We start from the raw sequence: 22,979 nt of genomic DNA, 5'->3' as shown, positions 1-22,979 counted from the left end.
GGGTGTCCGGGGGGGGGGGGGTTGCCGCCGGGGTGTGGTGGGGGGGGGGGGTTTGTTTGGGGGGGGGGGGGGGGGGGGGGCTGGTCGCGCAGTTCCCCGCGCCCCTTAAAGGCAAGGGCTACCGCCCCCCGAAGACGAAAGGCAGGGGCGCCAGCCCCGGCCTTTGTCTTCAGGGGCGCGGGGAACTGCGCGACCAGCCACGTCGGACCCGCACCCTGAAGACGACAGAAAGCTCAACGACGCCTGTGCACAAGGCGCCCCGCGCAAACAGTCGCCACGCACGCCCCGTCCTCGTCGAAGACCGCGAGGTCGGCCCGGCCCCCGGCCACGATCCCCGCGGGGCGGACCCGGGACAGCACGACCACGTCGTTACGCCCGGCCGCCGCCCTCAACTCGACCGTGTCGGCGTACTCCTCCAGAACCGCCACCGCCCCCGCCTTCAACACGGAATGCACCCGTTCGCGCGGTGTCGGGGCGTCCGGGAGCGGGCCCTCGTGGATCAGGGCGGGCCCGAGCACTCCGGGCCACCGCCGCACCCGTGCGTCGGGAAACCGCTCGCGGATCTCCGCGAACGTCCCGACGGCCGCCACCCGGCCCCGTCCCACGACGACCGCGCCGTCCTTGATCGGCTCTCCGCCGTCCCAGCCGACGCGTACCTCGTCGGCAGTGTGGATCGTCTCCAACTGGTCCTCGTAAGGGCTCAGTTGGAGGCGAGGAGCTTCAACTCCGGGTGGGCCGTGCCGCCCTCGATCGCCGTGGAGGAGATGTGGGACTGGACCCGCTCGTCGACGGGGTCGTTCGCCGGGTCGTCGTGGACGACGAGGTGCTCGTACGTCGTGGCCCGCTGGGCGGGAACACGGCCGGCCTTGCGGATCAGGTCGATGATCTCCATGCGGTTGGAGCGGTGCTTGGCACCGGCCGAGGAGACGACGTTCTCCTCAAGCATGATCGAACCGAGGTCGTCCGCGCCGTAGTGGAGCGACAGTTGGCCGACCTCCTTGCCCGTGGTCAGCCAGGAGCCCTGGATGTGGGCGATGTTGTCCATGAAGAGCCGCGCGATGGCGATCATCCGCAGGTACTCGAAGAGCGTGGCCTGCGTACGGCCCTTCAAGTGGTTGTTCTCGGGCTGGTAGGTGTACGGGATGAAGGCCCGGAAGCCGCCCGTCCGGTCCTGCACGTCACGGATCATCCGCAGGTGCTCGATGCGCTCGGCGTTGGTCTCGCCGGTGCCCATGAGCATGGTGGAGGTCGACTCGACGCCCAGGTTGTGCGCGGCCTCCATGATCTCCAGCCAGCGCTCGCCGCTCTCCTTCAGCGGGGCGATGGCCTTGCGGGGCCGCGCGGGAAGCAGCTCGGCACCGGCGCCGGCGAAGGAGTCGAGCCCTGCGGTGTGGATCCGCGAGATGGCCTCCTCCACCGACACCTTGGAGATACGGGCCATGTGCTCGACCTCGCTCGCCCCCAGGCTGTGGATGACGAGCTGCGGATAGGCGGCCTTGATCGCGGCGAAGTGCTTCTCGTAGTACTCGACGCCGAAGTCCGGGTGGTGCCCGCCCTGGAACATGATCTGCGTCCCGCCCAGCTCGACGGTCTCCGCGCAGCGGCGCAGGATGTCTTCCAGATCCCGCGTCCAGCCCTTGGCGGTGTCCTTCGGCGGAGCGTAGAAGGCGCAGAACTTGCACGCCGTGACGCACACGTTCGTGTAGTTGATGTTCCGCTCGATGATGTACGTCGCGATGTGCTCCGTACCGGCGTACCGACGGCGGCGTACGGCGTCGGCGGCGGCGCCCAGCGCGTGCAGCGGGGCGTCACGGTAGAGGTCGAGCGCCTCTTCCGGGGTGATCCGCCCACCCTCGGCGGCACGGTCGAGGACGGACTGAAGGTCGGCCTTCTCGGTCACCGGGACGGTCCCTTTCGTAAGGGTGCGGACGGACTGATCCAGCGTACGCCAGCCCGTGTGATCACCCGACGTCAGGCCGCGTACGCCCCGATGAGCAGGCCCACGAAGGCGCCCGCGATCAGGAAGGGCCCGAACGGCATGGAGGTCTTGCGCCCGGCCCTGCGGACCACGACGAGCCCCAGCCCGTACAGCCCGCCGAACAGGAACCCGGCGAAGGTGCCGAGCAGCAGGGCTCCCCAGCCGTACCAGCCGAGGACGGCCCCGGTCCCCAGCGCCAGCTTCACGTCGCCGAAGCCCATGCCGTTGGGGTTGATGAGGAAGAGCACGAAATAGCCGCCGCCGAGGGCGAGGGACCCGTACAGCGCGGTCAGCCAGTCCCCGGCGTTCTCGGGCGCGGCGGCCGCTCCCGCGAGCAGGACCAGTGCGGCTCCCGCGAGCGGCAGCGTCAGCACGTCCGGCAGCCGCTGCACGGTGAAGTCCACGACGGCGAGCAGTACGCCCAGGGGCGCGAGCAGCAGCCAGACACCCAGCTCGGGCCGGGTACCGGTCGCCGCGGCGAGCGCCCCGCAGACGAGGGCGGTGGCCAGGGCGACGAGGGGGGTGCTGGGCCCGTACGCCCGCCCCCCGCACTCCCGACAGCGGGCCAGCCCGACCCAGCCGCCGACGAGATGCCCTTCGGGACACCGCGTCTGCCACGGCTCGTCGGGGGCGACGGAGAAGCGATGGGCAGGGCGAGGGATGAACACGCCGATGGCGCCGCCCCAGAGGGCGGCACCAAGAATCAGCAGGAGATCCACGGCGGGCCCCACTCATCCGACGGCAGCAACACCACTCCGCCAGGCAGGAAGCAGTTCGTCCAGCAGGGCCTCGGTCCTGGGCGGCAGCCCACGAGCACCGCTGCGCGACACCAGATCCGAGGCGAGCGTCTTCAAACGATCACTGTCACCCGTCGCATGCGTCGCCCGAAGCAGCTCGTTCCACAACCGCTCATCCCCCGGCGCGGAGCCGAGCGCCGCGTTCAGCGCCTCGATCGCCTTCTCCGCCCGGTCCTTCTCCAGGTGGAACGCGGACAGGGCGAGCCCGATGTCCGCGACGAGCAGGGGCAGTTGCGCGTCGATGATCTCGTGGGTCAGCCACCCGTACCGCCCCGCGGACCGCTCGGCCAGCAACGGCCCCCGCACCAGCACCAGCGCGTCGGTCAGCAGACGCCCGCGCACGGCACGGCTGTTGGCGCCCCGCCCCTGCGTGGCCTCGTGGTACAGCGACCGCAGCACGTCCAGGTCGGACACGACGGACTTGGCGAGCTTGAGCCGCCCGGTCGAGTCGGTGCCGAGCCGCGGCGTACCGTCCGGGTCGTTGCCGAGCCAGGCGCGCAGCCGCTCGACGAGCGCGTCCCGTACGTCGTCCGTGACACCGCGCGGCCACAGCGCGGAGGACAGCACCCGCGGGTGCACACCCTCGCGGTGCAGAAGCAGCAGCGCCAACGCCTCGTGCAGCAGCGGGCTGCGCTCACCGTCCGGCGTTTCGAGGCCGATGATCTCGTACGGGCCGACGAGCCGCGCGTACACCGCGGGACGCCCCTGCTCGCTGATGTCGACGAGGAACGGCGGGGTGGTGGTGGGGCGGTCGTCGTCGCGCTCGGGGTCGGCGTCGGTGAACAGCTCGACGACAGCCCGCTGCTGGGACACCGGCAGGAGCTGCGCGTCGAGTTCGAGGCCGAGGAGCGGCGCGAGGAGCTTGCCCTCGCTGGTGATCTCCATCTCCCAGGCGGCACCGGGCAGATCGCCCGACTGCGTACCCACGAGGTACCCGATGCCCAACCGGCTCGCGTCGGCGGCCAGTTCGGCGAGCGTGACGGCGTCCTCGGCGGACGGCTCGGCGGCCAGCAGCACGAGGTGCGGGGCCCAACGGGTGTGCTGGGCAGGGCCCGTACGGCCGGTGAGCACCGAGTCGTGACCTGCCGCACCCAGCGCACCGCGCCGCTGCCGCGTCTCCGCCTCCATGGTCTCCACGAGCGCCTCGATGTCGTCGAGGTGGCGGAGCCGGTTGGGCGCGAGCGGGGTCAGGTCCTCGCCGAAGCCGACGAGGGTGATCGTCATGCGGTCGGACCAGCCGTTCGTCGCCAACTCGGCGGCCACGGAGGCGAACACGCCCGCCCGGTCCTGCTCACGGCCGCTCAACGAGACGATGCCGGGCACGGCCTCCAGGTTGAGCAGCAGCCGCGAGTCGTCCATCGTGCCGAGGCTGACGAGGCCGGGGTAGGGGGCCGCCGTGTCGACGTCCTCGTACCGCTCGGCGTCTGCGCGGGCCAGCATCCAGAACGTCTGGTCCTGCCCGAGCTGCCAGGGCGCCGGCGGCTTCCCCGCGGGCTGGGCGAGCTGGAGGTGCAGGTCGCCGTTGCCGCTCATCCAGGCCGCGTAGACGGTCGGCAGCGGCCGGGACTCGCCCGCGAGCGAGGCGGCGAGCCCGCGCAGGGAGAGGTCGAGGAGGCGTACGCCCTCGGGGTCGGCCCCCACCAGCAGCGCGTCCTGCGCGTCGGCGGCGGCGCCGGTGGGCGTCGGCGGTTCCATGCCGCGCCGCCCGCCGACGGCACCGAGGGCGGACTGCCACAGGGCCTGACGCCGGCGCCGGCCGAGGGCGCCGAGGAGACCGGCGGCGAGAAGGGGCGCGCCGAGCAGTGCCTGCGGCAGCCCGAACCCGCCGTCTTCGCCGGCGGCCGGGGCGGCATGCTCCTGCCCCTGCTGCCCCTGCCGCCCGTCCTGACCCTGCTGGTGTCCCTGGTCGGGGGCGGGCCGCTGCTCGGGAAGGCTGATGTGGGCGGTGTCGCGGTCGAGGGATCCGGAGCCGCCGCCCTGCTGGCCGCCGGCGCCCTCGGCACCGCCGGTCCTGGCGTAGTCGGAGATCTGCTGCTGGACCTCTTCGGAGACCTTCGGGGCCTCGTCGGGCATCTCCACCAGCTCGCCGCCGCGGGCGTCGCCGGGCATCTCCATGATCCAGCCCGGCCGGATGAGGCTGGCCTCGGAGAGCTTCGAACCGTCGGGCTGCGTACGGTCCTTGTTGAGCTGGTAGATCTCCTTGTACCGCCGCCCGTCGCCGAGGTGGCGCTCGGCGACCTCCCAGAGGGAGTCGTGGTGACGGCCCTCGGGCGGCTGGATCCGGTAGAACTTCGTGTCGTCGTCCGAGGCGTGGGCGCCGGTCCCGCTCTCGGCGTGCGCGGCGGCGGAGGCCGCCTGCTCGGCCAGGGCGGCGGCCGTCGAGGCCGCCTGCTCCTGCTGCTGGCCCAGCAGCCCGCCCGGCGTCTGCTGCGCGGCCGCGACGGCCGGCCGCTGGTTCCCCTCCAGCTGCTGCCCGAGCTGCGACAGCCCCGGCGTGAAGCTCGCCGCGGTCGCGCCGACGAGCAGCAGGGCCGCGACGAGCTGCCGCGCGAGCAGCTGGCTCGGGCCGGCGCCGGGCACGCGGTTCGGCAGCCCGACGCCCGACAGCGCGGCCTTCACCTCGACGAGCACACACGCGGTGAACTGGGCCCAGGCGAACCACACGACGACGGTCAGCGTGTTGATGAACGTATCGACGCTGATCTCTTTCTGGAGCCAGTCCAGACTCGGCGAACCACTCGGCAGCGGCCAGCCGATCTGCGAGGCCAGCGCCCCGGGCACCCCGATCAGCAGCACGAGCAGGGCGACGAAGGCGAGGAACGCCTTCAGAAAGTCCCCGAACGTACGACGGCGCCGAGGCAGGGGCTGCGGCGTCCGATTCCTCGGACCCGGCGAGCTTCCCGTCGAGTTGGAAGTGGTACGTCGCGCCATGGCGGGTGTCCTGGTGTCGTGTGTGGAGGGAGGGAGAGCGGGGGTGTGCTGAGCCTACTTAGATCCTATTGAGGGTGTCGAAGGGCGGGCAGGTGGCACGGTCCTTCACTCCGGCCACTTCACTACACCTGGTCCCCTAAGCCCGAGTTGTCCACCGGGCCCCGACCGTGCCACCGCCCAGGATCCAGGCAGTTCGCAACTGTCACGTCACAGTTCTCACAATCCCCACACAACCCCCCATCACCGCCCTGAAGCCCTCTACGTGTCCCTGGTAGCTTCGTTCCCTGTCGCATACACGAACCCCGGGGGAGATCGACAGTGGCTCGCCGCGCTCTGACCACCACGACGGCCGCGTTCGCCACGACGGCGGCGCTGCTTCTCACCGCTTGCGGCGGGAGCGACGACAAGTCGTCGGACGACATCAAGGGGGCGGACAAGGGGTCGGGCAGTCCGTCGGCCTCGGCGTCCGCGACGACGGGCGGTGACGGTCCGGATCTCGGCCTGCCGAAGGACGTAAGCCTGGTCTTCGACTTCGACAAGCCGTCCGACGCGAAGCACTCGGCGGCACTCGCCGACGCGCAGAACTACCTCCGGGCGATGTATCACGGCATCGTCGCGCAGGACCCGAACGACCCGGCGTACCAGTACTACTCGGTCGGCCAGGCCGCTCAGTACGTCAAGTCGCAGATCGAGGCCTCCGTGAAGGGCGGCTGGACTCCCTTCGGCACGGAGAAGTATTACGACGAGGACGTCACCACTCTGAGCGACGGCAAACGCACCCTCGTCACCTTCTGCAGCAACCAGGCGGAGATCTTCAGCAAGGACATCAAGTCCGGGAAGGTCAACCGCACCGAGGAGAGCCTGAACAGCTATCTGAAGTTCCGGCTCCTCATGCTTCCACCGTCCGGCTCCTCCCAGGTCTGGAAGGCACAGACCACAGAGGTCGTCGGCAAGGCGAAGGAGTGCCGGGTATGAAGACCCCGGCACCCTCGTGGCTCCTGATCGTGATGGCGGCGGCCTCCGTGGTGCTGTGGAGCAGCGGCAACGCCCACGCCGACCTGGACGGGAACAGGGCTACCACGCCGCCCGACACTTCCGGCAACGCGCAGGGCAAGTCGCTGTCCGCCTCCGTCTCCCGTATCAAGGTCACCCAGGTCAGCGGCCCCACCGGCGGCAATCGCGGCCGCATCTCGTCGACGGACGTGAACTGGACGCCGCCGCCGTGCTGGTACGAGCCCGTCCTCACGTCGGAGCAGCTCAAGGCGCTCGCGGAGACGAACGGCCTGGGATATGTCAGCCCCCACACGGCCTGGGGTGGCGAGAAGCTGTGGACGGACCACTACCGGGACGGCAAGGACGCCTACAACTACAAGGACGGCTCCCTCAACCCGGCCGCGGGCTACGACAACTACAACATCGGCAAGGACGGCTACTTCTGGCGGGGCGTGGCCCCCGACACCGCCGACCCGGAGTCGTGGGACTGCGAACGAGTCATGTTCTGGCAGAACGCCGGTGAGATCCCCGCGGTACCGAACGCCCCCACTCCGGAGACGCTCGCCGAGTACGCCTACGACAAGGTCGAGGTCCCCGACACCGAGATCGAGCTGAAGCCTGCGGTCAAGTCCACCGTCAACCTGCCCACTTGGGTGTGGCTCGACAAGGGGACCTTCCAAGAGATCAAGGTCCGGGCGGAGTTGCCCAACACCAACCTCTGGGCGGAGACGACGGCGAAGCCGGTCGCCCTGCACCTGGAGCCGGGCACGGAGGACGCGGAGACCTACCCCGCGGGCGGTGACTGCGAGATCAACGAGGACGGTTCGATCGGCACCCCGTACGTGAAGGGGGAGGCCGACAAGACCCCGCCCTGCGGCATCACGTACCTGCGCGCCACCAGCGGCCAGCCCTACGCGCTCAAAGCCTCCGTCACCTGGCAGATCTCCTGGGAGGGCACCGGCGGTGCCGGTGGCGACCTGCCCGACGGCACCTTCGAGACCACCCAGGACATGAACGTCCAGGAAATCCAGTCGATCAACCGCTGACGCGCGGCCACCCCTTCGCAGCAGCCCTTCGCGGCAGCCGTTCCCCTCCTCCGAGCCCCCGCAACCTCTCCGACGCCCACAACAGAAGAAGAGACGCGCACACCATGGCATCCCCCCACCCGGCACGCGCCGCACGCACGACCGGTATCGCTCTGCTGATGCTCGGTCTGACCTCCACCGTCGCTCTCACCGGGTGCGGCGGCACCACGGACGAGGACGGAAAGGGCGGCACGAAGGCCTCGGCCTCCGCCGCCCCCAAGGGCGCCGTGACCCGCGAGCAGGCGGCGAAGATCGTCGACAACTACACGGCTGTCAACGGCAAGGCGAACAAGACACAGAACGCCAAGCTGCTGGCGACGGTCGAAGGCGGCCAGGTCCACGAGCAGAGCAAGGCCGACTACAAGACCTTCGGCACCTGGACGAAGGCGGACCAGAGCGACTACGAGAAGCCCTTCACCTACCAGGACCGTACGTACTACATCCCCGCTGGTGAGGACTGGTTCGCAGTGAAGGCCACCGCCAGTGGATCGAAGATCCCCGCCCTCCTGGTCTTCGACAAGGAGGGCGGCGCCTGGAAGTTGATGGCCGCGGTCTACTCCGACGCACCGATCCCGGCGATCGACACCGGCAACCACGGTCTCGCCACCGCCGTGGCGCCCTCCACCCGTGTCGGAGCCCTCGCCCCGAACGACGTGAGCGCGGCGTTCGAGGACCTTTACGAGACCGGCGGGAAGAAGGCCGGCGCCGCGATCTCCCACACCACGGACCCGGCCAAGGACGCCCTCAAGCTCTACAAGGCGCGCGACACCTTCGATCTGGCCAAGTGGGCGACCAAGAAGTACTTCGCCAAGGACCCTGCGTACGGGACGACTTACGCGCTGCGGCTGGCCGACGGCGGCGTGCTCGCGGTCGTCCCGACCTCCCACACCCAGGAAACGCTCCTCAAGCAGCAGTACATGGGCAGCTTCGAGATCACCCCGAACAAGGAGGAGTCCGTCTACAACCCGGCCAAGCGCGCCCTCGTCACCGACACCTTCCAGGGCATGACGCTCGCCACCCTGCCGAAGTCGGGCAAGCCTTCGGTGATCGCGTACGAGTACCGGATGACGGACTCGAAGTAGTCGAAGAGGCCAGCGGCGGTCACCCCTGACCGCCGCCGAAGCCGGTCTCGTACGGCATCTTCGACGCGGGTACGGGTACCTTCGTTCCGGTAGACATCACGAGGCACGGACACCACAGGGGGAACGCACATGGGCAAGCCCGACCTCGCGCTGCCGCTCAGTGAGCTGGAGGACTACGGCACCCGGCTGCGTGACATCAAGACGCGGATGAACCACACCAAGAAGCTCTTCGAGTCGTACGAGGACGACATCGGCGACGGCGGCGTCTACGACAAGCTCGAGGACTTCGAGTCCAACTGGGAGGACGGGCGCGAGGACATCAACCAGCAGCTCGACGCGCTGGCCCAGATGTCCGAGGCGATCGTCCGGGAGTTCAAGAAGCTGGACGACGACCTGGCGAAGCAGGTCTCCGAGGGCGTGAAGAGCGAGGAGAAGGGCGGCGGCAAGGGCCAGAGCGGCGGCAACAAGTAGCCCCGGCCCTTCTCCCCATGGAAATGGAAAGAGCGTAGGGCCGGCCTCACCGGCCCGGCCGATCCGTCAGCCGACCTCGTTCTCGGCGACCGCCCGTCCTCGGACCGTCACGTCCCCGCCGTAGAACATGCCCGTGAAGACCGGCGAGTACGTGAGCTGGACCTCCACCTCGACCTCGTCGGCGTTCGCGGCGACGCAGTGGGTGGCGGCGATGTCCGCGCCGGTCATGCCCATTTCCTGGGCGAAGGCCTTGACCCGGGCGCCGCAGTTCTCGAACAGGATGGGGGCGCCGCCGCCTTCGTTCTCGTACAGCTCCTCCAGGTCCACGTCCTGGGCGGCGTAGCGGGCGGCCTGTTCCGCGATGTCGGCGGCGCGTTCGCGCTTGGAGATGGACAGGCCGCCGTCGATGACGAAGGCCGACAGCGACAGGAACACCAGCGCGAAGATGATCACCGCTCCGGCGCCCGACCCCCGGTCGTCGAGGCGTGCGCGGCGTGCGTCCGTCCAGGAGCGTACGGCTCCCGCGACGCGTCCGGCCGTATCCATCAGCACCCCCATCCGCCCCGTCACGCCTTCCTCTTGAAGGGATCCAGCGGTGAGGTGAACGACGCCGTCAGCCGGGTCGGGACATCCAGGCCGAGCATGGCAAGGCCGCGTACCTCGCAGCTGACCTCGACCGTGAACAGGTCGGCGTCCTCGAAACCGGCGCTCGTCTTGTTCACTGTCACCGCACCGGAGCAGACGTCCGCCAGGTCGGCGTCCGCCGCCTTCTGCGCCTCCGCCATCGCCGAGGCCACATCCCGCTGGAGCGACCCGGATCGAGCCGCGTCCCTGGCCGCCCCGTCGATCGCCCCGCGTCCGTCCACCAGTTGCCCGAAAGCCACCAGCACCAGGATGAAGAGGATCATCACCGGCGCCAGGATCACCACCTCGACGGTGGACAGCCCACGGTCACTGCCAACGCGACCGCGACCACGACCGTGACCGCCGCTGCCGCTGCCACTGCCACTGACGGCCGGGAACAGAGCCAGGACCCGGCGGCGTACGAGAGCGCGCATCTAGTTCCCGTCCTCCTCGACGAACCGCTCCACCGGCCCCACCGACTGCGCGTGCACCGTGAGGTCCAGCCCGGGGAACACCGACGGCACCTTCGCCGTGACCTCCACGCCCACCGTGTTCTGCTCCGGCTGGAGCATCTCGACGTTCGGGGAGAGCACCAACTGCGGCCCCAGCTGCGCGATGTAGCTGTCGACGACGTCCCGCGCCTCGCCCCGCCACGCGCCCGGCTGTTCGTCGGCCGTCGCGCGGGCCTTGCGGGCGCCGGCCTGGGCCGCCGCCTGGGCCACGTGGTCGGCGAAGAAGTACAGGGCGAACTGCACGGTGGCGAAGATCATGAAGAAGAGCACGGGCGTGAGCAGCACGAACTCGATCGCGGTCATGCCGGAGTCGCCGCGGGCGGAGGCGGCCTCCACCCGGCGGCGTACCCAGCGTCGTACGCTCACCAGTTACCCCGTATGAGAGATATGAGAGATATGAAAGGGAAGAGAGGGACGAGGGTCGGAAAGCGGAATCAGCAGGTGCTGCCCGCGTCCGCGCCCTTGATGCAGTCGCCGACCTTGTTGGCGCCGTCGCTCAGCGCGGCGTTGATGATCGCGGCGACCACGCCGACGATCGCCACGACGACCGCCGAGATGATGACCCACTCCACCGCGGACGCACCACGGTCGAGCTCGCCGGAGCGGGCGCGCTGCACCCGCCCCTGGAGGAAGGTGATCAGGAAGTCCACCCCCGGGATCCCGGTGCTGAAGTTCCGTCCGTTCATGGTGAGTTGTCCTCTCAGAATTCTTGGAAGTAGGAGCGGTCGACGTCAGACCTGGAACACACGCATCGCCGCCGGGAAGATCAGGAAGACGAGGAAGCCCGCGCAGAGCAGCAGCTGCGCGACGAGCATCGACTGCGACTTCTCGCCCGCGCTGCCCTCGATCTCGGCGAGTTCGCGGTGCCGCATCGTCTCGGCCCGGGAGGCGAGCGACTCGCGCACCTTCGCGCCGTCGTCGGCGACCAGCGCCAACGAGGCGGAGAGGTCCTTCAGTTCCTCCACCCCCAGGTCCTCGCCCAGCGAGCCCAGCGCCTGCCACTGGCTGATGCCGGTGATCCGGGCGTCCGCGAGCGCGTTACGGATGCGCTGCGTGGCCCAGCCGTCGGAGACCTCGGCGGCGGCCATCAGGGCCTCCGGGAGACCCCGGCCGCCCGCAAGGCTCATCGACACGAGGTCCAGATACGCGCCGATCACGCGCCGCAGGTCCCGCCGCTTCTCCGCCGCGTCCCTGCGTACTTCCAGGTCCGGCAGGAAGAAGAAGAGGGTCGCGAACATCAGCGCGAGCCAGATCGGGATGACCGGGCTGCGGCCGACCCCGAGCGTCCAGACCACGGCGAACATGAACGGGCCGAAGAACAGCCCGGCCGCCGCCAGCAGCACCTTCGTCGCGAGGAAGTTCTCCCAACTCCGGTCCAGCACGGCCAGATCGGCGCGCAGCGACCGCAGCTCCCAGCCCTGTTGCATATAGAACTCGGAGACGCGCGCGCCGACTCCGGCCCGTACGCTCCCGAGCCGCCCGGCGTCCGGGGTGGTGCGGTGCGAGGACTCGTACGCCGCTCCCCTCGCGCGCATCGCGTCGATGCGCGCGACCTGCGAGACCGCGCTGCGCTTGGACGGCATCATGGCGCGTACGAGGGCGTAGATGCCCAGGCCCAGGACGGCGCCGACCACGACGGGCATGGTCAGGGACGAGTTCATCGGCGTACCCCCTCCTCCGGCAGCGTCTGTGACGGAGCCTGTGTCTGGGACGACGACGGAGACTGCGTACGGGGGCGGACGAACTGGACCGACGCCTCGTCCCGGACCAGGAAGCGTTCCGGCGTCTCGATGGTCGAGAGCTTGCGCAGCCATACGAAGCCGAGCGCGAACAGGCCGCAGACACAGGCGAGTACGAGCTGACCGACCGCCGTGCCGTACGGCTCGACGAATTCGCGGTTGAAGATCGACAGGCCGAGGACGAAGGCGACGGACACCGCGACGACGATCTGTACGGAGCGACGGGTCGAGGCGCGCTGCGCCATGACCCTCTGCCGCATGTCGACCTCTTCGCGCGCCGACTTGGCCAGCGCGCCCAGGACCTGCCGCAGACCCGGGCCGCGCAGCCGCGCGTTGAGGATCAGGGCGGCAACGATGATGTCGGCGGACGCGTCGTCGATCTCGTCGGCGAGCTGCTGCAGGGCTTCCGGCAGCGGCGTACGGGAGCGGAGGCGGTCGACGAGGGCGTCGAGGTGCGGGCGCAGGACCGGTGCGGCGGCACGCGCGGAGGCGGGGATGGCCTGCTCCAGGCCGACCGCGCCCGCGATGGTGTCACGCAGCGACTCGGTCCAGGAGGCGAGGGCCTCCACGCGGCGCATGGCGGACTTCTCCTCGGAGGCGCCGCCGAAGAGCTTGTCCCAGAAGAAGACGAGGACGGCGGTCGCGATTCCGGCGACGGCCCACCGTGTGAGCAGCAGGACGACGATTCCGGCGCCGGCGGCGATCGAGCCGCGCCGGCCGGCGAACCGTACGAGCTCGGAGGCCCGTTCGCTCGCCTTCTGCTTCTCGTGCTCGGGCTTGGCGGGCAGTCCGCGGACCGCGACGGCGAACAGCGCGAGACCGCCGCCGACCGCGATGCCGCACGCGAGCGCGTACAGGACCGTGGTCGAGAACAGCCCGCCCATGGAGCCGAGCGAGTCAAGAGCGGCGAGAGTCATGGTCAGGTCACCCCCAGTTCCCGCCGGGCAGGCGATAGCCGTGCTGGATCAGGTCTTCGAGGCAGGCGAGGGGCGCGTGCGGCACGATCCGGCCGTCCGAGGCCTCGGCGAACACCTCGCTGGACAGGACGCGTCCGTCGACGCCGTTGACCTCGCGGATGGAGGTGACCATGCGCTGGAGCCGGCCGCCCGTCTGGTAGTTGTTGCGCCGCTGGATGAAGACGACGAAGTTCACCGCGCCCGCGACGAGCATCTGGCTGGCCTCGATGGGCAGCCGCTCGGTGGCCTGGAGCGCGTACGTGGAAATACGGTTGAAGACCTCGCTGGAGCTGTTGGCGTGGATCGTGGACAGCGAGCCGTCGTTGCCCTGCGACATCGCGTTGAGCATGGTCACGATCTCGTCGCCGAGGACCTCACCGACGATGACGCGCGAGGGGTTCATACGCAGCGACCGCCGGACCAGCTCTGCCATCGAAATGGTGCCCTGGCCCTCGGAGTTGGGCAGCCGCTCCTCGAACGCCACGACGTTCGGGTGCAGATCGGCGAACGTGTCGAGCCCCAGCTCCAGTGCACGCTCGACGGTGATGAGGCGCTCGTGCGGCGGGATCTCGTTCGCCAGGGCCCTCAGGAGGGTGGTCTTACCGGCGTTCGTCGCGCCCGCGATCATGATGTTCTTGCGCGCCCGGACGGCACAGGCGAGGAAGTGCCCGACCTCGGGGGTGAGCGTGCCGTTGCCGACGAGGTCGGACATGAAGACCTTGCCCATGCGCGCACGACGAATGGACAGCGCGGGCCTGCGTGTCACATCCATGACGGCGGAGAGCCGGGACCCGTCCGGCAGCCGCAGGTCGAGCTGCGGGTTGGCGGAGTCGAAGGGCCGGGAGGAGAGACCGGAGTACGCGCCGAGGATCTGGATCAGCTCGATGAGCTCCTCGTCGGTCTCGGCGACGGGATCCCCTTTGACCTCTTCCCCGTTGGCATAGCCGACGAAGACCTGGTCGTACCCGTTGATGTCGATGTTCTCGACCTCGGGGTTGTCGAGCAGCGGCTGCAGCCGCCCCACTCCGAAGAGCGCGGCGTGCACGGCGGCCGCGTACTGCTCCTCGGTCTCGGCGTCCAGCGGCGTACGCCCGGAGTTGATCTCCGTACGGGCGTACTCCTCCAGTATCTGGGCTATCACCGCACGGGCGTAGTGCCGCTCGTCCTCGTTGGACATCGGTGTGACGCCGGAGACCTGGTCGAGGCGGCGCTGCTCGGCGATACGGTCACCGGCCTCCTGCCGGAACCGCTTGACCAGCTGGTGGTCGACTGCCGTCATCGGCCCGCTCCGGCGGTGGGCTGACCGTTCGGACCGCCGGCCGCCGGTACGGCCCAGGCCGCGCCGAACTGCTGGTAGAGGTCCGAGGTCACCTTGCGCGCCGAGCGGATGAGCAGCGACTTGTCGAGCCGTCCGCGCTTGCGGCCGGCCAACTGGTCGGCGCCTGCCGGGTCTTCGGCGATCGTGCCGACGACACGGGCGCCGGTCTGCGCGGCCACCAGCATGTCGTTGACCTGGTGGACGAGCTTGCCCGACTCGCCCGGGTCGGTGATGAGGACGACCCCGATGAGGGGCGTGCCGAGGGCGGCCGCACCCCGTGCTCCGCCGTGCAGCTTGGCGCTGAGGGCGGCGGCCCGGTCGCGGACGCGCGCGATGGCCTCCGGCTCGGTGCGGGAGATGAGGAGTACGAGGGCGGCCTGCGAGAACATCTCGACGGCCGGGGTGTCCCCGCTGATCCGTCCGCAGTCCGCGATGACGTCGGCGGGCGCGTGCGGGGAGTCGGCGAGCTGCGCGAAGGCCCGGCCGAGCGTGGGCCACAGCCCGGCGAGCCCGGCCGCCTGCTCGGCGTTCCCGAGCCCGACGAGCACTTCGAGCCCACCGCTCAACGGCTGTACGTGGTCCCAGAGTTGATCCGGTACGAGACCACGGCGGGCGGTGGCGGCGATGGACAGCATGCCGGTGTTCGGGTTCAGCGGCCCGCCGTGCGCGGCGGCACTGCGGTACACGAGGTCGCCGCCGGCCGGGTCGGTCTCGGCGAGCAGCACCCTGCGGGGCCAGACGGCGGCGAGGGCGACGGCGGCCGTGGTGACACCGGGGGAACCTTTGTCGGCGGCTAGGGCGATGAGGGCCATGGTGTGTGTGACTCTCTTGCCGCTAGTTGCCGGGGATGAGGACGAGGGCGACCTGGTTCGCGGCGGCGGCACGGGCCAGCGCGGCGGCGTCACTCTCGTCGACGGTCACCGTGACGCGCTTGTTGGTGCTGCTGATGGTGCTGTCGCCCTTGGCGTCCGGCACCTTGGCGACACGGGCGTTGTCGACGATCGGCGTACCGCCGGTGCCCGCGGAACCGGTGCCCGTCTCGTCGTCCGAGTTCGAGGAGCTGGTGTTGCCGACCTGGTAGGCGGCCACGAGGTCGCCCGACTGGATGCCCTCGGGGTACTGGCCCTCCTTGAGGGAGAGACCGACGACGGCCTTGCCCGCCGGGACGCTTGCCTCCGTGCCGAACATCTCGCCGATGACGAGGGTGCCCTTGTAGATCGTGGACTTGGCCTTGAGCTTCTTCAGCGTCTCGACCTGGGTCCACTTGATGTAGTTGACCCCGGAGTCGTCCGCGACCAGCACCGACTCCACGTTGTTGCCGACGGACTCACCGGCCTGGATGTCGCTGGTCACCTTCACGACCTCGACACGGTCGCCGGCGCGCAGCACCAGCATGGTGGCCCCGAGCGCACCCACGAGGATCAGCAGGACCGCGAGCGCGGCCAGCGCGGGTTTGCGCTCGCGAGGCGGCGAGGGAAGGCGCTCCCCCATCGTCGGCTGAACCGGCGCAGCGGAACGGTTGTTGCCCGCCCCCGTACGCTCTTGGATCTTCACGCAACCGCTCCCCGTACACCCAAGAAGGTTTCGTCATTCAGGACACTTGGAACACTTCACCCTCACCGGGCGTACCGCCCGACCTGGTCGAATAGCCACGGCCGGAACGAGTGTCAAGTCATCGCACCGTATCAGCAGCACATAAGCCCCTCAAGGCGCGCCCATGGCCTCGGATCCCACACGCCCCGACGTTATCCACGCGCAACGCGGGCCGTCCGGTTCCCGGCCGAGGAAGGCCCTGCGTACGGGGCCGCCACTGTGCACCAGCGAATCATCCACCCCTGTTCCGACGGCCGTTCGTCACGCTCCGTCCATCAGGTCTGCACTACTCGCTCACGGGGACGGGGCAGGGGTGGGACGGGGGCGTGGAAGGATCTCCAGCGATCTTCGGCCGCACGGAAGACGGCCCCATCCGTCGCCTCGCGAAAACGGCCCCACCGTCGCCTCGCGAAAACCAAGGAGCCCTCCCCCACATGAAGCGATCCGCCCTCGCCGCCTCCGCGCTCTCCGTCACCATGCTCGCCGGACTGACCGGACTGACCGCCTGCGGAGGCGGCGACTCGGAGACGGACGCGGCCGACAAGCCCGGCGGCAAGGCCACGGCCACGACCTCCGGGGCCAAGGAGGTCAGCCCGGCGGACCGTCTGGCCAAGCTCATGATCACCAAGGCTGACGTGGACCGCTACGAGAAGGGCTACGAAGTCAAGGAGCCCTCCGACGAGTTCGTGTTCGCCAAGTCACCGGAAGAGGTGACGCTGGACAAGAAGGTGTGCGCCCCGCTGGCGTACGCGATGAACCAACTCCCGCTCGGCGAACCGCAGGCGGACCTCACGCGGGTCGCCTCGAAGGACGGCCTCAACGGCGGCTACACCTACGTCACGCTCACCGCCTACGAGGGCGGCGGAGCGGAGTCGGCCATGGCGGGCCTCTCCAAGGCGGTGGCCTCCTGCGGCGACGGCTTCACCGCCAAGTCGAAGGGCGGCACCAGCCCGTACGACTCGGTCACCGCCGAACCGACCACCAAGGCGGCCGACGAGTCCCTCGCCTTCAAATCCACGATGACGGTCCTGGGCACCACCCACACCCTCCACTCGGCCGCCGTACGCCGCGACGACGTCATCGCGGTCTACTTCTCGGTGGACGGAAGGGCGATCGCGGAGTCGAGGCCGAGCAACGTGAAGCTGGCGAGCGCGGTGGTGGGGGCGCAGAACGCGAAGCTGGGCTGATGCGCGTCGGCCCGAGTACACCCCGGCGCTCGGGCCAACGGCAGGAAGCACGCCGAGCCACATCGAGTCGGCGACCACCCGTACGAGTGAGCCAAGGCATGTGCCCAACCTGCTCACATGGGCCGCCAAGCCGATCACCATCGGCCCCGACAGTGGCGCACCCTCACCCTCCGCCCCCTCGTCCTGGGCCCGCACAACGTCCCGGCCATCACCGACCCGTCCACCGCGGCCCGTGACATCCCGAGCCAAAGGCCGGACCAAGGGCCCTGCGGACCTGGCTCAGGCGCTCCGTCACGGCAGCGACCGCCGGCGACTTGTTCATGGACACGTCGGACCGACCGGCGCGGATGAAGCAGGCCCCTGAGGGGCCCGCCTCACTCCTGGTCCCAGGCGGACAAGTCAGCAGCCGCCAAGTCAGCAACAGTCACCGCGGCTTCCATGAACGAGTTCTGGGCGTCCCGCTCCGATTTCCGAATCCGTCCGACTTCCTCGTTCTCACCGTTCGGCGTAGTGGTCACTTCACTCCCACCGAGCGTGAAGTCAAAGCTTCCCGGAATCGTTTCGAGCGTCAGCCCCGATATCTCAGCCCGCACCGGAATCGGATTCAGATACCCACCACGATTGCCGCGCTCTTGTTCCCCGTCGGGGGATGTACCCCCTAGATCCCGGCCCGCAGTTCACGTTCGAAGAGAGACAAGCAGCCGGCCAGGTCCGGAGCGGCGATCTCACACGGGATCGGCCCTTCCGTGTAGACGTCTCCTTCGATACGGGAAGGGGGCAGGCGGTACACGGTCGAGCCGTCGGTGGTGCTCAGGGCGAACAGGGCCCCGCCGCCGTCGGACCCGAAAACCACCACGGAGTCCTCGCGTGAGCCGACGATCCGCGTCGGCAGGTCCCCGCGCAACCCGGCCGCCGTCTGGCCTTCCGGGTGGACGAAGAACCCCGAGCCCACGTCCGGAAGGCTGACCCGCTCCACGTATCGGTAGAACGTGACCAGATCCTCGGGCACACCGCCGATGCCCGCGATCTCTTCTGATCCAGAAGTCGAGGCACGAGCCACGTAGTTCTCGTCCGGCGGGTAGCCGAACTTGGACGTGAACTGCTCCATGAAGGTCGAAGCGAGCGCGTCCATACGCCCGGCCCATTCGCCGATCCACTCACCAGTAATAGTCACGGAATCCCTCATCGATCGTCCGGGCGAAACTCTCGATCTCGGCCCGCGACGCGTTCGGGTTCGCGGTCCGGAAGTCTGCCCAGTGGTTGGTTATGTCCTGATGGTGATTGGTCGTACGTCCACCCGACCTGCTACCGAGAATTCCCCGCATGTTCGACGGGTGGTCGAAATCGAAGTCTGCGAAATCGGGATGCCCACGATACTCCTGGGGTATCGCGTGATGTGCGTCCCAGTCCGCGGGCAGTCGCTGTCGGCCGTCTCGGTGCAGCGCTGCCTGGAACCTTCCCCGGTAGTTCTCCAGCCGAATGGTCGGGAACTCCGGATCCATCCCCTCTGGAACACAATCGTCCGGAGCCAGGCCCAACGGGTCGGCGGTCTGCTGGGGTGTGGCCACGTACCCGTGATGGTTCGGTGCCGCTTCAAGACCGAGCGGGTCCGGCGATATGTAGCGGGCCGTCTCGGGGTCGTAGTACCGGTGGTGGTTGTAATAGTGGCCAGTCTCAGGATCGGCGTACTGGCCGGGGAACCGCAGGGGACAGTCGACGGCGCCGGGCTCCGCCGGGGCCGGGTCGTCGCCCCGGACGCCGGAGCCCCAGACAGTGGCAAGCCGCTGCCAGGCGACATCACCGTCCTCGTCGACGAGTTCGGTGGGAGCGCCAACGAGGTCCGCGACGATGGCGTAGAAGCGGGCGTCGGTGTCGCCGTCCCCGACCGTCTGGGCGATCGGCCGGTGGCTCCCCGGCGTGTAGTCCCAGGTCTGGACCCTGCCGGTGTCGTCGACCTGTTCGGCAAGCCGGGTGCCGTCCCAGCTGAACCTGGTCTCCTGGAGCGTTTCGCCGTCCTCGGCCACGCGGCGCTTGGCGATTCTGCGGCCGATGGGGTCGTAGAGATAACTCCACCGGTGGCCGTCCGGTGTGACCGTCCCGATCAGCCGGTCCTCGGTGTTCCAGGTGTATGTCCACGTGCGCGACTGGCCGTTGAGCAGACGGCGCGTCTTGCGGACGAGTCGGCCCTGGGCGTCGTGCTCGTAGACGGTGAGTCCGGCGCGCCGGACGAGCGTGCCGGTGAACTCCCGGGCCCCGTCCGCCGCGCCGTCGCCCGGTGTCTCGGCGTGGGTGACGTTCCCCGCTCCGTCGTAGGCGTATCGCTCGGTCCAGTCATGGGCGACGACCGCGGTGACGCGTCCGCCGGGCTCGGAGTCGAAGTGTCGCGCTCCGGCCGACCGGTCCGTGATCCCGGCCAGGCGTCCGTCCACCTCGTATGTGAAGACACGTTCCTGAAGCAGCTCGGCCACACTGTCCGGGTGTGCCTCTACGGTCTGGCCGATGAGCCGATCGACCGAGTCCCATGTCTGAGTGAGGGCGAACGCGTCACCGAGGCGTCTGCCGGTCTCACGGCCGAGGGCGTCGTGGCTGAAGGTGAGCGTCCGCCCCGCCGTCTCCAGGGACACCGGCAGGTCGGCGTCGTCGTAGCACCACGTGGAAACGTGCCCGCTCGGCGTTGTCCGGGACACGCGTCGGCTGATCGCGTCGTACGCGTACGCCGTGCTGCGTCCGTTCACGCTCTCCGCGACGATGCGGCCCAACGCGTCCCGGTCGACACGGAGTTCGGCATCCTCGTCGGCCGAGCGGACGACCGAGTGAATCAGCCGGCCGACAGCATCGTACGCGTACGTCGTCGTCTCGTCGGCGGTCTCCAGGGACGTGGTCCGTCCCATGGCGTCGCGGGTGAACCGGACGGTCTCGCTGCCCGCGTTGGTTCGTGAGGTGAGGTTCCCCGCGCCATCGTGGGAGTACGTGATCGACCGGCCGTTGAAGTCGGTCTCGGACACGAGACGGCCGGCCCCGTCGTACGCGTAGGACCAGGAGAGCCCCTGTGGGTTGGTGACCCGGCTCAGACGCCTCTCGGTGTCGTACGTGAAGGAGTACGCCCTTCCGTCGAGCCCGGTCCGTGCGCGCGGCAGGTCGAAAGGGCCGGTCGCGAAGCGGGTGGCACGCCCAGCGGCATCCGTGTGGTCCACGAGGTTTCCCTCGCCGTCCCACGTCCACCGCTCACGACGGCCGTCATGTGTCGTGCGCCAGAGCAGCTTGCCCTCGGCGGACCACCCCATGCGGATCGCACGGCCCAGGACGTCCTCCACCGTCTTGGGCCGCCCGAACGCGTCCCGCTCGATGCGGGCGGAGTTGCCGAGCGGATCGGAGGCGGCGACCACCAGGCCCGCCGAGTCGGATACGAAACGACGAGTACTGCCCAGCGGGTCGATGACCTCGGAGGGGCGGCCGTGGTCGTCGTAGGTGTAACTGGTCGTGAATCCGGCAGGGTTGGTCGTGGCGATCCGATTGCCCCGCGCGTCGTAGTCGTGCCGCCACATCGCCCCGTCGGCGTCGACGACCACGGTCGGCTGGTGCCACTCGTTGTACTCGGCGGTTTCGGTCGTGCCGTCGGGGTGGTGGATCGCGGTGGGATTGCCCACGTCGTCGTAGGCGAAACGCGTGACGTTCTCCAGCGGATCCGTGCTGGAGAGAAGGCGGTTGTGCCTGTCCCATTCGCTGCGGGTGGTGTTGCCGAGCGGGTCGGTGACGGCTGTCCGCTGGAGGAGTTCGTTGTAGGAGTGCGTGGTCGTGTGCCCGAGCGAGTTGGTGTATCGCGTTTCCCGTCGCTCGGTGTCGTACTCGATGGTGCAGCCGAGGATGCCGTCGATGCCCTCGCCGCGTACACAACGGTCCTGCTCGTCGTAAGTGAAGCGGTACCAGGAGTTGTTGCGGTCGGTCCAGGAGGTGATGCGCGCCTGGTCGTCATAGGTCAGCCGGAGAGGCAGCCCGGAGGAGTTGTGGATCTCGGTCAGATCGCCGTCGCTGTACGCGTAGCGCAGCAGGGTGGTGCCGTCCGGGCCGTCCTCCGGGTTGCGCAGCCGCAGACGGGAGACCCGGTCGTTCTCGACGTCGACGTCGACGTGATAGCCACCGGTGTGCCGAACGGCCACGGGCGTGCCGTCATCGGCCCGGTCGAACTCGATGCGGTGGCCGTTGCGGTCGGATATCGCGGCCAGCGGCAGGGTGAACGCCTCATCCATGGGCGAGGATCCACCGACCGGGGCGAAGTGCCGAACGTGGCCCGTCTGCGGATCGGTGATGCGGATGGGGGCGCCAGGCGCCCCGTCCCAGTCCAGCGGCCAGCGAGGCCCCTCGACAGGCAACACCGAAGTGCCGGGCGACGGCACGGGATAGACCAGGATCATGCCGTCCTCGGTGGCGAACAGCGCTCCCTCGGCATCGAGTTCCAGGCGCTCATCCAGCGTGGAGGCCCAGGACGGGCCGAACCAGCGGCCCCACCGGTACGTCGACAGATGCGTACGACGCAGAACCAGCGGGAGCAGCCCGGGCAGCACCACATCGGTCTGCTCCATGAGCATCTCGCCGGAGACCATATCGATCGGGTCGCCACCCTTGCAACGCCCCTTCGCGGGCTTGCTTTTGGCGAGCGCGTCATCACCTCCGCGGCGCAGCCCTTTCCCGAGGCCTTTCGCCATGCCTTTCAGGCCCATCTTGCCGAGCCCTTTGAGTCCCTTGGCGAGTCCGCCGAGAGTCGTCAGCCCCTTCATGCCCGGGATGCAGTCCAACGCGGCGAAGGCCACATCCAACAGGGAGGCTTGGCCCTTCATATATTTGTTGAGGGTGTCGGCGAGGACGACGAGGGCGGCGATCAGGACGATCGCACCCAGGATCGGCCCGCCGATGATCATGGCGATGATGCCGAGGACTGCGACGACGACCTTGCATACGGCGACGATGGTGTCCCAGTTGTCGGAGAACCAGTCCCCGACCTCCTCGTACCACTTGCGATTCTGAATACCGGCGTCGGAGGCTTCGTCGAGTTTCCGCTTGGCGTCACCGGCGGCGTCTTCGCGCATCTTCCGGGCATCCGCGGCCATCTTCTTCGCGGCGTCGAGGGCGTTCTGCGCGGTGGTGACGTCGGACTGGGCGGAGGTGTGGGCGTCCTTGGCGCTCTGGGCGTCGCGGGTGGCGGCGCGGACTTTCGCCTCGTCCGGCTTGGGGACGTCCTTGCCTGCGGAGGTGGGGTCGTCCTTGTATTTGTCGGCTTCCTTGTTGGCGCGGGTCACCCATGAATCGGCCGAGGAAAGGCGGGACTTGGCGGAGGAGAGGTCCGCCTGCGCCTCCCGGCCCTGGGCGAGGGCCTTGTCGGCAAGTGCCTGGGCGCGTTCGAGTTCGGGCCAGTACGCGGCCAGCGCGTCCCCGGCAAGGTCGTACGACTTCTTCAGCTTCTTCAAGTTCTTCGGAACACCCGAGAACTCGTCCCGGAACACATCGGCGGTCTTGCCCACCATCGTCAGGACGGCATCCTCGTCCGCCATCCCCTTCACCAACCGCAGAGCGTCCTGCACGTCATCGGCAAAGTCGTGCAGGCTCTTCGCCAACGACTTGACCCGGTCCGGATCACCCGGCGTCGGATCCTTCTCCAGGTCCAGCACATGCCAGTCCGTCGGCCGATAACCCGCCACGCCGCAACCCCCGTCACGCC

The 22,979-nt window shown here is 69.3% G+C and carries 21 protein-coding genes; 5 read left to right on the top strand and 16 right to left on the bottom strand.

The genetic code is table 11. From position 1 onward, the window contains the following. Nucleotides 1–233 precede the first annotated feature (233 nt). From ACIBEI_RS15815 to ACIBEI_RS15800, 4 genes are all read right to left on the bottom strand, one after another. A complete protein-coding gene (locus ACIBEI_RS15815) occupies nucleotides 234–683 on the bottom strand; it encodes an imidazolonepropionase-like domain-containing protein (protein WP_398888984.1) in 450 nt (149 codons plus the stop codon). Between the two features lie 17 nt (nucleotides 684–700). Further along, the gene (mqnC, locus tag ACIBEI_RS15810) at nucleotides 701–1,900 is read right to left on the bottom strand and encodes a cyclic dehypoxanthinyl futalosine synthase (RefSeq protein WP_398888982.1); all 1,200 of its coding nucleotides are present in this window, start codon (nucleotides 1,898–1,900) and stop codon (nucleotides 701–703) included. 71 nt (nucleotides 1,901–1,971) lie between these two features. Further along, nucleotides 1,972–2,697, bottom strand: coding sequence for a prepilin peptidase (locus ACIBEI_RS15805; RefSeq protein WP_398888980.1), 726 nt, complete (start codon nucleotides 2,695–2,697; stop codon nucleotides 1,972–1,974). Nucleotides 2,698–2,709: 12 nt separating this feature from the next. After that, on the bottom strand, nucleotides 2,710–5,706 hold the full coding sequence (locus tag ACIBEI_RS15800) for a BTAD domain-containing putative transcriptional regulator (RefSeq protein ID WP_398888978.1): 2,997 nt from the start codon (nucleotides 5,704–5,706) through the stop codon (nucleotides 2,710–2,712). A gap of 318 nt (nucleotides 5,707–6,024) precedes the next feature. Between ACIBEI_RS15800 and ACIBEI_RS15795 the strand changes: the two genes are divergently transcribed. The 4 genes from ACIBEI_RS15795 to ACIBEI_RS15780 all read left to right on the top strand — a co-directional run bounded on the left by ACIBEI_RS15795 (nucleotide 6,025) and on the right by ACIBEI_RS15780 (nucleotide 9,337). Further along, nucleotides 6,025–6,681, top strand: coding sequence for a hypothetical protein (locus ACIBEI_RS15795; protein ID WP_398888976.1), 657 nt, complete (start codon nucleotides 6,025–6,027; stop codon nucleotides 6,679–6,681). Then, nucleotides 6,678–7,745, top strand: a complete 1,068-nt coding sequence (locus ACIBEI_RS15790; protein ID WP_398888975.1) for a hypothetical protein — start codon at nucleotides 6,678–6,680, stop codon at nucleotides 7,743–7,745. The genes ACIBEI_RS15795 and ACIBEI_RS15790 overlap by 4 nt, the downstream gene beginning before the upstream one ends. A gap of 104 nt (nucleotides 7,746–7,849) precedes the next feature. Continuing rightward, nucleotides 7,850–8,866, top strand: a complete 1,017-nt coding sequence (locus ACIBEI_RS15785; protein ID WP_398888973.1) for a hypothetical protein — start codon at nucleotides 7,850–7,852, stop codon at nucleotides 8,864–8,866. A gap of 129 nt (nucleotides 8,867–8,995) precedes the next feature. Beyond that, the gene (locus ACIBEI_RS15780; RefSeq protein WP_398888971.1) at nucleotides 8,996–9,337 is read left to right on the top strand and encodes a hypothetical protein; all 342 of its coding nucleotides are present in this window, start codon (nucleotides 8,996–8,998) and stop codon (nucleotides 9,335–9,337) included. A 66-nt stretch (nucleotides 9,338–9,403) separates the two neighbouring features. Here the strand turns inward: ACIBEI_RS15780 and ACIBEI_RS15775 are convergent, their stop codons facing one another. The 9 genes from ACIBEI_RS15775 to ACIBEI_RS15735 all read right to left on the bottom strand — a co-directional run bounded on the left by ACIBEI_RS15775 (nucleotide 9,404) and on the right by ACIBEI_RS15735 (nucleotide 16,040). Continuing rightward, a complete protein-coding gene (locus tag ACIBEI_RS15775; RefSeq protein WP_398888969.1) occupies nucleotides 9,404–9,883 on the bottom strand; it encodes a pilus assembly protein TadG-related protein in 480 nt (159 codons plus the stop codon). Between the two features lie 20 nt (nucleotides 9,884–9,903). Further along, nucleotides 9,904–10,395, bottom strand: a complete 492-nt coding sequence (locus tag ACIBEI_RS15770; RefSeq protein ID WP_398888967.1) for a TadE/TadG family type IV pilus assembly protein — start codon at nucleotides 10,393–10,395, stop codon at nucleotides 9,904–9,906. Beyond that, nucleotides 10,396–10,776, bottom strand: a complete 381-nt coding sequence (locus tag ACIBEI_RS15765; RefSeq protein WP_398889025.1) for a TadE family protein — start codon at nucleotides 10,774–10,776, stop codon at nucleotides 10,396–10,398. Between the two features lie 131 nt (nucleotides 10,777–10,907). After that, the gene (locus ACIBEI_RS15760) at nucleotides 10,908–11,159 is read right to left on the bottom strand and encodes a hypothetical protein (RefSeq protein WP_055610899.1); all 252 of its coding nucleotides are present in this window, start codon (nucleotides 11,157–11,159) and stop codon (nucleotides 10,908–10,910) included. Nucleotides 11,160–11,204: 45 nt separating this feature from the next. Then, on the bottom strand, nucleotides 11,205–12,134 hold the full coding sequence (locus ACIBEI_RS15755) for a type II secretion system F family protein (protein ID WP_398888965.1): 930 nt from the start codon (nucleotides 12,132–12,134) through the stop codon (nucleotides 11,205–11,207). Further along, the gene (locus tag ACIBEI_RS15750; RefSeq protein WP_398888963.1) at nucleotides 12,131–13,129 is read right to left on the bottom strand and encodes a type II secretion system F family protein; all 999 of its coding nucleotides are present in this window, start codon (nucleotides 13,127–13,129) and stop codon (nucleotides 12,131–12,133) included. Before ACIBEI_RS15750 ends, ACIBEI_RS15755 begins: the two co-directional genes overlap by 4 nt. A gap of 7 nt (nucleotides 13,130–13,136) precedes the next feature. Next, nucleotides 13,137–14,447 carry a CpaF family protein gene (locus tag ACIBEI_RS15745; RefSeq protein WP_398888961.1) on the bottom strand — a complete coding sequence of 437 codons (1,311 nt, stop codon included), beginning with the start codon at nucleotides 14,445–14,447 and terminating at the stop codon, nucleotides 13,137–13,139. After that, nucleotides 14,444–15,298 (bottom strand): hypothetical protein, encoded by an 855-nt coding sequence (locus ACIBEI_RS15740; protein ID WP_189844594.1) that lies wholly within the window; start codon nucleotides 15,296–15,298, stop codon nucleotides 14,444–14,446. The genes ACIBEI_RS15745 and ACIBEI_RS15740 overlap by 4 nt, the downstream gene beginning before the upstream one ends. Before the next feature lie 22 nt (nucleotides 15,299–15,320). After that, nucleotides 15,321–16,040 (bottom strand): hypothetical protein, encoded by a 720-nt coding sequence (locus ACIBEI_RS15735; RefSeq protein ID WP_398888959.1) that lies wholly within the window; start codon nucleotides 16,038–16,040, stop codon nucleotides 15,321–15,323. 473 nt (nucleotides 16,041–16,513) lie between these two features. Between ACIBEI_RS15735 and ACIBEI_RS15730 the strand changes: the two genes are divergently transcribed. Next, the gene (locus tag ACIBEI_RS15730) at nucleotides 16,514–17,266 is read left to right on the top strand and encodes a hypothetical protein (RefSeq protein ID WP_398888957.1); all 753 of its coding nucleotides are present in this window, start codon (nucleotides 16,514–16,516) and stop codon (nucleotides 17,264–17,266) included. A gap of 374 nt (nucleotides 17,267–17,640) precedes the next feature. Here the strand turns inward: ACIBEI_RS15730 and ACIBEI_RS15725 are convergent, their stop codons facing one another. The 3 genes from ACIBEI_RS15725 to ACIBEI_RS15715 all read right to left on the bottom strand — a co-directional run bounded on the left by ACIBEI_RS15725 (nucleotide 17,641) and on the right by ACIBEI_RS15715 (nucleotide 22,959). Continuing rightward, nucleotides 17,641–17,859, bottom strand: coding sequence for a hypothetical protein (locus tag ACIBEI_RS15725; protein ID WP_398888955.1), 219 nt, complete (start codon nucleotides 17,857–17,859; stop codon nucleotides 17,641–17,643). A gap of 65 nt (nucleotides 17,860–17,924) precedes the next feature. Next, nucleotides 17,925–18,440 carry a hypothetical protein gene (locus tag ACIBEI_RS15720; protein WP_398888953.1) on the bottom strand — a complete coding sequence of 172 codons (516 nt, stop codon included), beginning with the start codon at nucleotides 18,438–18,440 and terminating at the stop codon, nucleotides 17,925–17,927. Continuing rightward, nucleotides 18,424–22,959 (bottom strand): DUF6531 domain-containing protein, encoded by a 4,536-nt coding sequence (locus ACIBEI_RS15715; RefSeq protein WP_398888951.1) that lies wholly within the window; start codon nucleotides 22,957–22,959, stop codon nucleotides 18,424–18,426. Before ACIBEI_RS15715 ends, ACIBEI_RS15720 begins: the two co-directional genes overlap by 17 nt. Nucleotides 22,960–22,979: the final 20 nt, after the last annotated feature.

It is taken from the genome of Streptomyces sp. NPDC050988 (assembly GCF_044456225.1).
Lineage (GTDB): Bacteria > Actinomycetota > Actinomycetes > Streptomycetales > Streptomycetaceae > Streptomyces.
Note: the sequence above shows the minus strand (reverse complement) of the source record. Positions and strands in the feature narration are given on the sequence as shown.